The 14,051-nt window shown below is 62.4% G+C and carries 13 protein-coding genes and 1 pseudogene; 12 read left to right on the top strand and 2 right to left on the bottom strand.

Annotated features, from left to right (window positions below):
• Nucleotides 1–154: 154 nt before the first annotated feature.
• Nucleotides 155–541 (top strand): hypothetical protein, encoded by a 387-nt coding sequence (locus O4H53_RS03820; RefSeq protein ID WP_269361542.1) that lies wholly within the window; start codon nt 155–157, stop codon nt 539–541.
• On the opposite strand, the gene O4H53_RS03815 is transcribed toward O4H53_RS03820, so the two are convergent.
• A complete protein-coding gene (locus tag O4H53_RS03815; protein ID WP_269361541.1) occupies nt 511–1,488 on the bottom strand; it encodes a response regulator in 978 nt (325 codons plus the stop codon). The genes O4H53_RS03820 and O4H53_RS03815 overlap by 31 nt on opposite strands.
• A gap of 251 nt (nt 1,489–1,739) precedes the next feature.
• Here O4H53_RS03815 and O4H53_RS03810 point away from each other — a divergent pair.
• Nucleotides 1,740–2,009, top strand: a pseudogene (locus tag O4H53_RS03810) (integrase core domain-containing protein); the annotation flags it as partial.
• Between the two features lie 22 nt (nt 2,010–2,031).
• Entirely contained in the window at nt 2,032–2,853 is an 822-nt protein-coding gene (locus O4H53_RS03805; protein WP_269361539.1) for a hypothetical protein, read from the top strand.
• Nucleotides 2,854–3,432: 579 nt separating this feature from the next.
• Here O4H53_RS03805 and hemN read toward each other — a convergent pair.
• Nucleotides 3,433–4,740, bottom strand: coding sequence for an oxygen-independent coproporphyrinogen III oxidase (gene hemN / locus O4H53_RS03800; RefSeq protein WP_269361537.1), 1,308 nt, complete (start codon nt 4,738–4,740; stop codon nt 3,433–3,435).
• Nucleotides 4,741–4,842: 102 nt separating this feature from the next.
• Between hemN and fnrL the strand changes: the two genes are divergently transcribed.
• From fnrL to ccoS, 9 genes are all read left to right on the top strand, one after another.
• Nucleotides 4,843–5,574 carry a transcriptional regulator FnrL gene (gene fnrL, locus O4H53_RS03795; RefSeq protein ID WP_269361535.1) on the top strand — a complete coding sequence of 244 codons (732 nt, stop codon included), beginning with the start codon at nt 4,843–4,845 and terminating at the stop codon, nt 5,572–5,574.
• A 138-nt stretch (nt 5,575–5,712) separates the two neighbouring features.
• Nucleotides 5,713–7,332, top strand: a complete 1,620-nt coding sequence (gene ccoN, locus O4H53_RS03790; protein ID WP_269361534.1) for a cytochrome-c oxidase, cbb3-type subunit I — start codon at nt 5,713–5,715, stop codon at nt 7,330–7,332.
• Nucleotides 7,333–7,342: 10 nt separating this feature from the next.
• Nucleotides 7,343–8,068 carry a cytochrome-c oxidase, cbb3-type subunit II gene (ccoO, locus tag O4H53_RS03785; RefSeq protein ID WP_269361532.1) on the top strand — a complete coding sequence of 242 codons (726 nt, stop codon included), beginning with the start codon at nt 7,343–7,345 and terminating at the stop codon, nt 8,066–8,068.
• 11 nt (nt 8,069–8,079) lie between these two features.
• Nucleotides 8,080–8,316, top strand: coding sequence for a cbb3-type cytochrome c oxidase subunit 3 (locus tag O4H53_RS03780; protein ID WP_269361530.1), 237 nt, complete (start codon nt 8,080–8,082; stop codon nt 8,314–8,316).
• Nucleotides 8,309–9,172 carry a cytochrome-c oxidase, cbb3-type subunit III gene (gene ccoP / locus O4H53_RS03775; RefSeq protein ID WP_269361529.1) on the top strand — a complete coding sequence of 288 codons (864 nt, stop codon included), beginning with the start codon at nt 8,309–8,311 and terminating at the stop codon, nt 9,170–9,172. The genes O4H53_RS03780 and ccoP overlap by 8 nt, the downstream gene beginning before the upstream one ends.
• Before the next feature lie 545 nt (nt 9,173–9,717).
• Nucleotides 9,718–11,265: a cytochrome c oxidase accessory protein CcoG gene (gene ccoG / locus O4H53_RS03770; protein WP_269361527.1), complete on the top strand. Its 1,548-nt coding sequence runs from the start codon at nt 9,718–9,720 to the stop codon at nt 11,263–11,265.
• A complete protein-coding gene (locus O4H53_RS03765; RefSeq protein WP_269361525.1) occupies nt 11,262–11,714 on the top strand; it encodes a FixH family protein in 453 nt (150 codons plus the stop codon). Before ccoG ends, O4H53_RS03765 begins: the two co-directional genes overlap by 4 nt.
• Complete coding sequence (locus O4H53_RS03760; RefSeq protein ID WP_269361524.1) at nt 11,711–13,828, top strand: heavy metal translocating P-type ATPase; 2,118 nt, start codon at nt 11,711–11,713, stop codon at nt 13,826–13,828. Before O4H53_RS03765 ends, O4H53_RS03760 begins: the two co-directional genes overlap by 4 nt.
• On the top strand, nt 13,825–13,965 hold the full coding sequence (gene ccoS / locus O4H53_RS03755; RefSeq protein WP_114274894.1) for a cbb3-type cytochrome oxidase assembly protein CcoS: 141 nt from the start codon (nt 13,825–13,827) through the stop codon (nt 13,963–13,965). Before O4H53_RS03760 ends, ccoS begins: the two co-directional genes overlap by 4 nt.
• Nucleotides 13,966–14,051: the final 86 nt, after the last annotated feature.

Raw genomic sequence — 14,051 nt, 5'->3', positions numbered from 1 at the left:
ATCGGGAGTACAGGGCTGCGCAGGCAGCCGTTCCTTTTTAACGATCATCATCTCTCTTAGCCCGAGCGGACGACAGCGTGACCTTCCAAGGATTTGCAGACCGGGGTCGACCACTTGCCGATCTCGACAATGCCGACAAGATCAGGGGCTGAAATTGCACAGCACAAAAACCAAGGACGGGGCCGGAAAGCGCGAAAGCCAGGCTTTTGCATCCGATTGGCTTTCCTTTGTTCCCCCCGCAAGCGTGGCGCTGATCGGCCTGATCTATGCGATCGTCGCCGCCACCGTCGTCTATCTTATGGGCGGTGTCGCCTGGACCGTGGTGATCGCGTTCCTGCTGGGCGGGGCCAGCGCGATGAAGGTGGCCGCCGTGATCCGTGCCGATATCCTGCGCCAGTTCCATGTTGCCGGCATCGCATCGGACACCCTGCCTGAACAAAAGAAAACGGCCCGACCGGAAGAACCGTGTCGGGCCGCGTCTGAAGATCTGCGTCTGTCGCGGTCAGGCGATCAGCGTGCGGATGATACCGCGGGCGTGTGACCAAGCAGTGCCTTGTGCATGGTTTTCTGGCGCTCGACCAGCCGGCCAATCGCCCGGTCAAAGGTGTTCTTGACCCGCTGTGTCCGGTGGGCGTTCGGCTGGATCGGGCGGCCCAGCGAGATGCTGATCGGGATATCGAGCGAGTCCTGATCCCAGGGGGTCAGGGTCTTCAGTTCTCTTTGCACATCTTCCTCTATATGTGGCCATTCCGGCAGGCTGTCGCCGGTGAGAATGCCCAGGAGCGTGCCGCTTCCGATATGCGCCATGAGAAGCTGCGGCCTGTCCACAACCCGGCCAATGGCCCGCGCGCCGGCGGCAATGGCCATGACATATTCCCGGCTGGTGCAATGGGCGTAGAGGGTTGTGATATCCTCGACCTGTGCGCAGAAGACATGGCAGGAATTGAGATTCTTGCGCGAGAGCTGCGACAGGTAGTTGCCAAGGGTGAAGGGGGGGACCAGCTGATGGATCCCCAGAACGTAAACCGGATCTTCGAGTGAGAAAACATGCTGGCCGCGTTCTCCGTCCGGCAGCATCATCTGCGGATCGACCCGCATTGCGACTTCCGTCGTGTCCAGCATCCGCTGAGTGACCCGGAGGCGGCGTGCAATCTCGCGGACTTCGAAGGGTTTGAAGATGTAATCATTGGCCCCTGCGGCAAAGGCCTTTTCGATCGAAACCGTATCGGTCTTGAGGGTAAGCATCGTGATCGGCGTTGTCCGGTAGCTACGCATCTCGCGCACTTTCCGGCAGAGCGTGATCCCGTCCATGCCGGGCATGACAATGTCGAGCAGCAGGCAATCGAAGGGTTCTGTCGCATTTTCCAGGATGCGCAGCGCTTCCTGTCCGGAGGATGCAACGGTCACATCCGGAAAATCCGCTTCCTTCAGGATCGCCGGCAAGAAGTCGAGCATGAAGGAATCGTCATCTACGGCGAGTATTTTCATGGGTGGTTTCCTTTAACCGTGGTTTGGCAGGCACAGATCAGAGCCGGAGAATTCAAGTTTCGATGACGTACTTCCTGCCGGATCGGCGTCGGGGTGACGAAGGAGTCACGGCAGTCAGTAACCTTTCTACGCGCTTAAGATACATACCTTAGTATTGTACATACTAATGACTATATCGCCAACCATGTCATTTTTAGGGCTTTTTTGCGCTCAATTTTGTACCGTTGGGCAAGAAATCCGAGACCATAACTTCAATTTGGGCAAACGGATATTGCGAAAGCTACAATGCTCGGTTCCGAGATGATGTGCGGAACGGCGAAGTCTTCTACGGCCTCCCTGAAGTGCAAATCCTGACTGAAGAATGGAGGAAGCACTACAACACGAAACGTCCACAAATCGAATTGGGCTACCGCCAACAGGTCCCGGAAACCATCCTCCGGACGGTCCAAAGGCCGATCACGCACAAACAATCAAACTGGACAGCCCCGGTGGGGCTGCTACCACTGGACGAACAGGCGTGAACTACTCGGGCAGGAAAACGAAATGAAAATCGCAAACCCACTGAACCCGGTTCAAGTCGAATTCAACGAACTCTGCGCCAAGGGCGGCGGCGCGGGTGGAGGCCCAGCGCGAACCAAGGTTCAGGAGTTGCTGCACAATGGCAGCAAGACACTGAACACGATGGCCTTCGACGAAATCTCGCATCAACTGAAGACCTTCCCGGACGCGAATCCGTGGCAGGTTTGCTTTGCTGTGGGATTGGGTTGGGGGCACCTGGCGAAAATCGACGAAGACTTCACCGCCGCCGCTATCGAGGTGCTGACTGATCTGGACCCCGCCGCCCTAAGCGTTGCGAGAACCTTCCACCTGGAACGTGGCCCGACCCCCATCGAACAGTCGCTTCGTGGTGGCTACCTGATGTTTCAAAGGGTGAAGCTGCCTGCGACCTTGCCCGACGACTTGCGGATGATTGGGCGTGCGCAGGAAAGATGGCTCTCGCCGCTCGTGTCGCCGTCAATGGACCGGCCCAAGTATATCGGCAGTTGGAACGCGACCGCGATATTTATGGTGGCCCTGTTCTCCAAGCCCGCGCTGGCAGCGACCTTGACCAATCGGGAAGTCATGCTGCCTCCGGGTGGCCCGATCTTCAACGGTCTCAAAATTCTGCACAAAGCCAAGATTCTGAAGACGCCGCCGTCCGGGAACGAACTGGACGACGAAGCCTTCGAACCCGGCTCGATCTACGAGAACAACGCCCTGATGGCTGAACTTCTCCAAGGCAGATCGGGTTGGAGCATGATCGACGTTCACTCGGGCCTTTACATGCTGGGCACGAGATACCCCGCGTCGAAAGGCTGGGCGTAGCGTGACTATCGAGGCGGCGGAAGACTTTTTTGCGCGCCTTTTAAGAGGTATCCGGTCAAGTAAATCGGGGGAATGGGACAGACAAACGAGTCGAACTTACTGCACCATTTGGCCCTTTGCCTGCACCTTTTGGTGAGAGAGTAAGGTTTGCCTTTCTCAATTATCATGGAGAGGTGAATTCAGCGCGCCAGTAGAGGCATTTTTCCCAAGACGGGGCGCAACAACGCCGAAATCGACGCTTTCTTTACTGTTGACGAAAACCAAAGCCGGTGCGCGGTCGAACTCAATCTATTCAAACGCATCAATCATAGAGAACCCAACGACCGACAGGATTCCAATGCCGATTTGGCAAACTTGGAAATATATCTGGAAGAGCATTGTCTTCAAAGTCGGGCTGATAGGATTAGCGACCTCTTCGCTAGTATTGCCGCGCACGCCCCAGAACCGATTTGGGACTTCTCAATGTCGATCTTGTGGCTTGTCGCGCGATGATAGCATCGCATCCCTCCATGCCGATCCTTGAAAACTTTGAACCCTTTGAGTTGCACTCGGGGCAGGTCCGAACCACGCGGGTCGGGATCATATCGCTGCCGAATGTGCGGTTGCCTCCGAGGCGAAGGCATCCACATGGCTGGCGATGACACGCACCAGCGGGCGGGTGTCGCTGCGCATCTTCAGGCCGGCTTCGCTGATGTAAAAGACATCGGTGAAGCGGGTCATCAGCGAAATGCCGGTCTGGCGGATCAGCGCGGCCTGTTCGGGGAAGCTGTCACGCAGCGCGGCCTCGTCATAGACAAAGCGGCACATCAGGTCTTCGATGATACGGGCGATCAGCTGGTCCTGCGCTGTCATGCCATAGCCCTTGTGCGCGGCCAGGCCGCTGCTTGTGACCCGGTCCTGATAGGCGGAGGTGGCGGTGGCGTTCTGCATGTATCCGCCGGGAAAACGCGATATCGCCGAGGCCCCCAGACCAATCAGGGTTTCGCCCTGATCGTCGGTATAGCCCTGAAAGTTGCGCCGCAGCCTGCCTGTGACGGCGGCCCGGGAAAGGCTGTCGGAGGGCAGGGCGAAATGGTCGATGCCGATGCTGTCATAGCCTTCGGCAAGAAAGGCCGCGCGTGCCTGTTCGGCCAGGGCAAAGCGGGTCTCGTTGTCGGGCAGGTCGGCAGCCTTGATCATGATCTGGCGTTTCGACATCCAGGGCACATGGGCATAGCCATAGATCGCCAGCCGGTCGGGGCGCATCCGGGCCACGTGGCGCAGGGTCTGGCCAAAGCTTTGCGCGGTCTGGTGCGGCAGCCCGTAAAGCAGGTCGAGGTTCAGGCTGGCCACGCCCTGGCTGCTCATCAGGTCGATGACATGGCGGGTCTGTGACGGGGACTGGCTGCGTCCGATGGCCTGTTGCACGGGCCGGGCAAAATCCTGCACCCCGACACTGGCCCGGTTCATGCCCGCGTCGATCAGCAGTTGCAGCAGATCGTCGGGGGCTTCGGTCGGGTCGATTTCGACGGAAAACTCGAAATCCGCGCTGCGCTCGAAAGCGGCGAAGAGCGCGTTCAGCAAGGCCGACATGGTGCCGCAGGGCAGGATGGTCGGTGTGCCGCCGCCCAGATGCAGCCGCGCCATGCGGATGCCCGGCGGCAGGGTCTGGCGGATTGTTTCGATCTCTTTCAGCAGGACCTCGACATAGGCGTCGACCGGGCGCAGTGTCTTGGTGCCCTGGGTCCGGCAGGCGCAGAACCAGCACAGCCGCTTGCAAAAGGGGATGTGAACATAGACGGAAATATCCCTGTCCTGCGGCACCGCCCGCAGCCAATCCACCTGATGGCGCTGGCCGAAATCATTCTGAAAATGATTGGCCGGCGGATAGCTGGTGTAGCGGGGCACACGTGCGTCAAAAAGCCCGTGGCGGCGAAGTGTGTTGAAGCTGTGCATAAGTGTTTCTAGGGTTGCAGGGGAGAGTCCTTCTTTGATTTAGATCAAGACACCATGGCGATACCTTCACTGACCCGCGTCAAATGCAGCGAATGTCCGATCCGGCATCGCGCCGTCTGTGCGCGTTGCGACACGGATGAGCTGGAAGTGCTGGAGGGGATGAAATCCTACCGCAGCTATGCGGCGGGGGAGGTAATTCTCTGGCGGGGGGAGCCGCTGAACTTCGTGGCCTCTCTGGTTGCCGGTGTCGCCTCCCTCTCCAAGACGATGGAGGACGGGCGGACCCAGATGGTGGGTCTTTTGCTGCCTTCGGATTTCATCGGCAGGCCGGGCCGGAAGCTGATCGAATTCGACGTGACCGCCACAACCGATGTGACCCTGTGCTGTTTCGACCGCAAACCTTTTGAAAAGCTGGTCGATGAAACCCCCCATGTGGCGCAGCGGCTGATGGAACTGGCGCTGGACGAGCTGGATGCCGCGCGGGACTGGATGCTGCTTTTGGGCCGCAAATCCGCGCGGGAGAAGATCGCCACCTTCATCGACATGCTGGTGCGCCGGTCGCAGGGGACCGAGCCGCTGGCAAACACCACGATCCAGCTGCCGATGACCCGCGACCAGATCGCCAATTACCTCGGGCTGACGCTTGAGACCGTAAGCCGCCAGTTCAGCGCGCTGAAAAAGGAAGGCGTGGTCGATTTCACCGACCGCCGCCAGTTCGAGATTCTGGATATCGTCGCGCTTCAGGAAGCCACCGGCGATGATTCCGACGGTGGTATCCTTTCCTGACAAGGCGAAGCTGACGGTTTCCCGCATCATTTTCTGCGGAAGTTGATTCAGATCAAAGTGGGCGCGCGCCCATATTCCTAGAGATGTCCTGCGAACAGGAGCGTCCCGCGATGCTCTTACTGATTTGAGGGCATGAATATGGACTATGTGAAACTCATCCTTTTGGGTCTTGTCACGCTGATCGCCGCCATCGCGGCCAGCTGGGGGCATGACCTTGCCTATCAGGTACATGCGTTCCTGATCATGGTGATCGCCTTTGCGATGTTCATCTGGGTGTTGCGCAACACCGACGAGCCGCGACAGGCCGGGCCGGCCCAGGACGGCATCTATGCCGACGGGGTGATCCGGGCCGGGGTGATCGCCACGGCCTTTTGGGGCATCGCGGGATTTCTGGTCGGCACTTTCATCGCCTTTCAGCTGGCCTTTCCGGCGCTCAACTTTGACTGGGGCCAGCCCTTTACCAACTTCGGGCGGCTCCGGCCGCTGCACACATCGGCGGTGATCTTTGCCTTTGGCGGCAATGCGCTGATCGCCACGTCGTTCTATGTGGTGCAGCGCACCAGCGGCGTGCGGCTCTGGGGCGGGCGGACCGGGTGGTTCGTGTTCTGGGGCTACCAGCTGTTCATCGTGCTGGCCGCCACCGGCTATCTGCTGGGGTCCACCCAATCCAAGGAATATGCGGAACCCGAATGGTACGTGGACCTCTGGCTGACAGTTGTCTGGCTGGCTTACCTTGCGGTTTTCCTGGGCACCATCATCAAGCGCCGGGAAAAGCACATCTATGTCGCCAACTGGTTCTACCTGGCGTTCATCATCACCGTGGCGATGCTGCATGTGGTCAACAACCTGTCGGTCCCGGTCAGCATCTGGGGCAGCAAATCTGTGCAGGTGTTCTCGGGCGTGCAGGATGCAATGACCCAGTGGTGGTATGGCCACAACGCGGTCGGCTTCTTTTTGACCGCCGGTTTCCTGGGGATGATGTATTACTTCGTTCCGAAACAGGCGGGGCGCCCGGTTTACAGCTATAAGCTGAGTATCATTCACTTCTGGGCGCTTATTTTTCTTTATATCTGGGCCGGACCGCACCATTTGCATTACACCGCGCTGCCGGACTGGGCCTCGACACTGGGGATGGTGTTCTCGATCATCCTGTGGATGCCCAGCTGGGGCGGCATGATCAACGGTCTGATGACCCTGCAGGGTGCCTGGGACAAGCTGCGCACCGATCCGATCCTGCGGATGTTCGTGCTGAGCCTGGGGTTCTACGGCATGTCCACCTTCGAAGGGCCGATGATGTCGATCCGCGCGGTCAATTCGCTGTCGCATTACACCGACTGGACCATCGGGCATGTGCATTCCGGCGCGCTGGGCTGGAACGGGATGATCACCTTTGCCTGCCTCTATTTCCTCACGCCGAAACTCTGGGGCCGCAAGCAGATGTATTCCATGTCCGCGATCAGCTGGCACTTCTGGCTCGCGACGCTTGGCATCGTTCTTTACGCCGCGTCGATGTGGGTCACCGGCATCATGGAAGGGCTGATGTGGCGCGAGGTCGATGACCAGGGGTTCCTCGTCAATTCCTTTGCCGACACCGTGAGCGCCAAGTTCCCGATGTATGTGGTGCGCGGATTGGGCGGCGTCATGTTCCTCTCCGGGGCGCTGATCATGGTCTGGAACATGTGGATGACGATCCGCGGGGCACAGCCCGCCACCGCCGCGCTGCCCGGCACATCCGCCACCGCAACACCTGCCGAATAAGGAGCAAACCATGGCCATTCTTGACAAACACGCCATCCTTGAGAAAAGCCCGACGCTGCTTTTGACCTTTTCGCTGCTGGTGGTCACCGTCGGCGGGATCGTGGAAATCGCACCGCTGTTCTGGCTGGAGAACACGATCGAAAAGGTCGAGGGCGTGCGCCCCTACAGCCCGCTGGAGCTGACCGGGCGCGACATCTATGTGCGCGAGGGCTGCTATGTCTGCCACAGCCAGATGATCCGCCCGATGCGCGACGAGGTGGAGCGCTATGGGCATTATTCGCTGGCGGCGGAATCGATGTACGACCACCCGTTCCAATGGGGGTCCAAACGCACCGGGCCTGATCTGGCGCGGGTTGGCGGGCGGTATTCCGATGCCTGGCATGTGGATCACCTGATGGACCCGCAGTCCGTGGTGCCCGAAAGCATCATGCCGAAATACGCCTTTCTTGCCGACAAGCGGATCGAGGCCGACCATATCGAAGATCTGCTGTCCACGCACCGCATGGTGGGTGTGCCCTATACCGACGCGCAGATCACCTCGGCCCGGGCGGATTTCCGGGTGCAGGCCGATCCCGAAGGCGACTGGGACGGGCTGGTGGAACGCTATCCCGGCGCGGCGGTGGGCAATTTCGACGGCCAGCCCGGGCTGACCGAGATGGACGCGCTGATCGCCTATCTGCAGGTCATGGGCACCATGGTCGATTTCTCGACCTTCACCCCGGATGAAACCCGCTAGGAGGCACCGACATGGATACCTATTCCCTTCTTCGCCAGATCGCCGACAGCTGGGTCCTGCTGGCCATGTTCGGCTTCTTCATGGGCACCGCCATCTGGGCCTTTTTGCCAAGCCAGAGCCGCGCCCGCCAGGATGCCGCGATGATCCCCTTCCGCGACGACGACGCCAAGGCGCCCTGCAAGGGCACCTGCGCCACCTGCGCCTGCGCGCCGTCCCGTTACACTTTCGAGGACAAGCACAATGTCTGACCGCAAGATCGACGATACCACCGGGGTGGAAACCACGGGCCACAGCTGGGACGGCATCGAGGAGCTGAACAACCCGCTGCCGCGCTGGTGGCTCTGGACGCTCTATGCCACGATCATCTGGGGGGTGGGCTATACCATCGCCTATCCCGCCTGGCCGATGATCTCGGGCGCGACCTCGGGGCTGCTGGGCTATTCCACGCGGGCCGAGGTTGCCGCCGACATCGCGGCGCATGAGGCGAAGAACGCTGAACTGGCGGCGGCGCTTGAGGCGGCGGATCTGACCGCGCTTGACGATGCCGAGGGGCTGCGGCGCTATGCCACCGCGCGGGGCGGTTCCGTGTTCCGCGCCCAGTGCAGCCAGTGCCACGGGGCCGGGGCGGCGGGGGCCAAGGGCTATCCCAACCTGCTGGATGACGACTGGCTCTGGGGTGGTGATATCGAAAACATCGCGACCACGGTGAACCACGGCATCCGCAACGAAACCGACCCGGATGCGCGTTATTCGCAGATGCCGGCCTTTGGCGACATATTGCCAAAGGCAGAGATCGCGGCGGTGGTGGAACATGTGGTCAGCCTGTCGTCGGATGACTATGACCGCGCGCTGGCCGAGAGCGGCAGCACCGTCTTTGCGGACAATTGCGCCGCCTGTCACGGCGACGGGGCAGAGGGCAACCGCGAGATGGGGGCGCCTGACCTGACGGATGCGATCTGGCTTTATGGCGGTGACCGCGACACGCTGACTGCCACGGTGCGCGATGCGCGTTTCGGGGTGATGCCCGCCTGGGGCCAGCGCCTGTCCGATGCGGATGTCCGCGCCGTTTCTGTCTACGTTTACAGCCTTGGAGGGGGCGAGTAGACAGACCCCGGCTGCCCAAGGGCAGCCCGCCCCGAAGCGGCCCTGTTCGCAAACCGTCGCCGCTTCGGGTGCTGTCAGTTGCAATGCAAAACCGACTTTTGCGTCACGTCGCCGACCCGGATCGCGGCGCTGCGTCCGAAGGACGGGCAGTAGATCCGCGGTCATTCGTGAAAAATGCAGCGAAGGTCGGGAACGAGCCCAAAGTGACTTAACCACACAGGGCAGCGCCTGGCCGCGGGTGGGCAGCGGAACGTCCGTGGGTGCCACTTTATTTCTAATCTTTGGCGTGGGGATGATGAACCGCAATACGGTGAGAAAGCGCCCGCCCATGGGGCGGTCGGGCGCTGCCCGGCGGTGCTGCGCACCTTGACTCCGGGCTTTGGTGGACGGCAGCTTCGTCCCGCTGAGCAGACACCTGCGCGCGCCGTGTCAAGGGTCCGGAAAGATTCGGAAATACGCGGCATACGACAGGTGCTGTCTTGATCCAGATCAAGGCGGCCTGATGCACCTGGCCCTAGACAGGTCTTGCGAACAGGAATCTTGAAATGACCACTCCCAGTCTCTATGCGGCCCGCGAGCCGATCTTTCCCCGGCGTGTCACCGGGGCCTTCCGCCGTTTCAAATGGTGGATCATGTTCATCACCCTGGGCATCTATTACCTGACGCCCTGGATCCGCTGGGACCGGGGGCCGAACCTGCCGGATCAGGCGGTGCTGGTGGATATGGCGCACCGGCGCTTCTATTTCTTCTGGATCGAGATCTGGCCGCATGAGTTCTACTTTGTCGCGGGTCTGCTGATCATGGCGGGGCTGGGGTTGTTCCTGTTCACCTCGGCGCTGGGGCGGGTCTGGTGCGGCTATGCCTGCCCGCAGACGGTCTGGACCGATCTGTTCCTGGCTGTCGAACGCTGGATCGAAGGCGACCGCAACGCGCGGCTGCGCCTGCATAAGGCGAAATGGGATCTGCGCAAATCGCGGCTGCGGCTGACCAAATGGGCGGTCTGGCTGATGATCGCGGTGGCGACCGGCGGGGCCTGGGTGTTCTATTTCACCGATGCGCCGACGCTGCTGCGCGACCTGGTGCAGTTTCAGGCCCATCCTGTGGCCTATGGCACCATCGCGGTGCTGACCGCGACCACCTTTGTCTTTGGCGGTTTCATGCGCGAGCAGGTCTGCATCTACATGTGCCCCTGGCCGCGCATTCAGGCCGCGATGATGGACCCGGATACGATCACCGTCGCCTACCGCGACTGGCGGGGCGAGCCGCGCGGCAAGGGCAACCTGCGCAAGCGCGACCGCGCCGCCGCCGAAAAGGCCGAGCGCGAGGTGCGGGCCGCGGGCCCGGGGGCGGCGCGCTATCCCGCGACACCCTATCCCAACCGGGCGCTGCAGGCGGGCGGACAGCCCACAGCCACCGCGCCGGAGCAGGAGCTTGGCGATTGCATCGACTGCATGGCCTGCGTGAACGTCTGCCCGATGGGGATCGACATCCGCAACGGTCAGCAGATGGAATGCATCACCTGCGCGCTTTGCATCGACGCCTGCGACGACGTGATGGCCCGCATCGGCAAGCCGCGCGGGCTGATCGACTACATGGCGCTGTCGGACGAGGCGGAGGAGCGCGCGGGTGCCGCGCCGAAACCGATCTGGCGCCATGTGCTGCGGCTTCGTACCCTGCTTTACACCGCGATCTGGCTGCTGATCGGCGCCGGGCTGGTCTATGCGCTGTTCATCCGGTCGGACATCGAACTGACAGTCAGCCCGGTGCGCAACCCGACCTATGTGGTGCAATCGGACGGGTCGATCCGCAACATCTATGACGTGCGGCTGCGCAACAAGCTGGGCGAGGACCGCGTGTTTCACCTGAGCCTGACCAGCGCCGAGATCCTGCGGATCGAGCTGGAGGGCAGGGACAACCGGCTGAACGTGACCGTGCCCGCCGACACCACCGTGCTGCAACGGGTCTATGTCACCGCGCGCCCGCAGGACCCTGCGGCCAGCGCCCATACCACCGATCTGCGCATCTGGGTCGAGGACATCGCCAGCGGGGACCGCGCCAGCCGCGCCACCAGTTTCAACGGGAGAGTACAATGATACGTGAAATCAAGGGATGGCATGTCTTTGCAGGCTTTTCGATGGCCTTTGGCGTGATCATTGCGGTCAACCTGACGCTGGCCTTCAAGGCCGTGCGGACCTTTCCGGGGCTGGAGGTGAAGAATTCCTATGTCGCCAGCCAGACCTTTGACCGGGACAAGGCCGCGCAGCTGGGGCTGGGTTGGGAAGTCTCTGCGACCTTGCGGGGCAATGAGCTTGAGCTGGTGATCCTGGAGGGGGGCAGGGCCATCGCGCCGCAGATCGAAAGCGCCACCTTCGCGCGGGCCACCAGCGTTGCGCAGGATCAGACACCGGAGTTCACCTTTGACGGCGCGGCCCTGCGCGCCAGCGTTCAGGGCGGGCGCGGCAACTGGAACCTGCGGCTGAAGGCGCGGGCCGAGGATGGCACGCTGTTCCAGCAGCGCATCATTGTGAGGCATCCGTCATGACCATGGCCTGTCCCGCCTGTGCGGCTGCGCCGCTGGCGCAGGATGTGGCCAGCGGCCCGGCGCTGCAATTCTCGCTGCCCGGCGTCCATTGCGCCGCCTGTATCGGCAAGATCGAACGGGGGCTGGCGGGTGTTCTGGGGGTGCAGGACGTGCGGGTGAACCTCTCGCTGAAGCGGCTTTCCGTGTCGGGACAGGTGAACCCCGACCGGGTGCTGTCGGTGCTGGAGGATCTGGGCTACGAGGCCTATCCACTGGATCTGGCCGCATTGGACCGTGCGCGCGACACCGAAGGGCGCGCCCTGCTGACGCGCATGGCGGTTGCGGGTTTTGCGATGATGAATGTCATGCTGCTGTCGGTGGCGGTCTGGTCCGGGGCCAGCGATGCCACCCGCGACCTGTTCCACCTGATCTCGGCGCTGATTGCCCTGCCGGTGGTGGCCTATTCCGGCCAGCCGTTCTTTATCAATGCCTGGGCGGCGCTGCGGGTGTGGCGGCTGAACATGGATGTGCCGATTTCACTGGCGATCCTGCTGGCGGCGGGCATGTCCCTGTTCGAGACCCTGCATGGCGGGGTGCATGCCTATTTCGACGCGGCGCTGTCGCTGACCTTTTTCCTGCTGATCGGGCGCTACATGGATCACCGCACGCGCAGCGCCGCGCGATCCGCCGCGCGGGAACTGACCGCGCTGGAGGTGCATACCGCCGACCGCGTGACCGCGCGCGGCCTGCAAACGGTGCCGCTGACGGCGCTGGCAGTGGATGATGTGATCGCCGTGCCCTGCGGGGCGCGGGTGCCGGTGGACGGGGTGCTGATAAGTGATGCGGCGCTGATGGACCGGTCGTTTCTGACCGGCGAAAGCGCTGCGGTGGCGGTGACGGCGGGGCAGGCCCTGCAGGCGGGTGAAATCAACCTTGCCGCGCCCCTGCGCCTGCGGGCCACGGCGGTGGGGGAAGATACCTCGCTGCGCCGTATGGCAGCGCTGGTCGAGACGGCAGAGAATGCGCGCAACAGCTATACCGCGCTGGCCGACCGCGCCGCGCAGGTCTATGCGCCTGCCGTGCATCTGCTGGCGCTGGCGGCCTTTCTGGGCTGGGCCATTGCGACCGGCGACATGCGCCATGCGCTGAATGTGGCGATTGCGGTGCTGATCATCACCTGCCCCTGTGCGCTGGGCCTTGCGGTACCCGCCGTTTCCACCGCCGCTGTCAGCCGCCTGTTCTCTGCCGGGTTTCTGGTGCGCAGCGCCACCGCGCTGGAGCGTCTGGCGGAAGTGACCCATGTGGTATTCGACAAGACCGGCACGCTGACCATGCCGGGCGTCGCGGTGCCGGAAGCGCTGGGCCCCGCCGACCGTGCCGTGGCAAAGACGCTGGCCGAAGCCTCGCATCACCCCTTGTCACGCGCGCTGGTTGCCGCGCTGGGCGACACCGGGGCGGCGGCGGCAGAGGAGATCAGGGAGGTCGCGGGCCAGGGGGTGGAGCTGCGCCAGGGTGGCGAGATGATCCGCCTTGGGCGCGGTCCCTGGCTGGGCGCTGACTTTCCCGGTCTGGGCCTGCGCATCGGCACGGCTCAGGCGATTCCGCTGGAGGTGACGGATGGGTTGCGTCCGGGCGTGCGCGCGGCGCTGGCGGGGATCGATCTGCCCTGCGAGGTGCTGACCGGTGACGCCGAGGGCCCCGCAGGGCAACTGGCGGCAAGGATCAACCTGCCGGTGACCGCCAATGCCCGGCCGAAAGACAAGCTGCGCCGCCTGAACACGCTGGCCGCGCGTGGCGGGAAGGTGCTGATGGTGGGTGACGGGCTGAACGATACGGCGGCGCTTGCCTCTGCCCATGCCTCCATCGCGCCGGCAAAGGCGCTGGACGCCTCGCGCAGTGCGGCGGATGTCGTGGTGCTGCGGGACAGTTTTGCCGATCTGCCCATGGTGCTGCGGGTGGCGCGGGCGACGGGCCGGCTGTCCCGTCAGAACTTTGCCATCGCGGCGGCCTATAATTTCATCGCGGTCCCGGTGGCTCTGGCGGGGTTTGCCACACCGCTTGCTGCAGCGTTGGCGATGTCGCTGTCTTCCATCACGGTCCTGTTGAATTCCCAAAGGATGAGGAGCCTGAAATGAATGTTCTGGTGGTGCTGATCCCGGTGTCCCTGATCCTTGGCGGGGTGGGCCTTGCGGCGTTTCTGTGGACCGTGCGGTCGGACCAGTATGACGACGACAAGGGCAATGCCGCGCGAATCCTGCTGGACGACGAATAGAATGAACGGGTCCCGAACCCCCGGTGTCGCATGTCGCGCAACTCAGGCTCCTGGCGTGGTATGGGGCAAGGTTAGCTGAGCGGGAC

Origin of the sequence: Sulfitobacter sp. G21635-S1 (genome assembly GCF_027213915.1) — a bacterium.
Taxonomy (GTDB): domain Bacteria; phylum Pseudomonadota; class Alphaproteobacteria; order Rhodobacterales; family Rhodobacteraceae; genus Sulfitobacter.
Note: the sequence above shows the minus strand (reverse complement) of the source record. Positions and strands in the feature narration are given on the sequence as shown.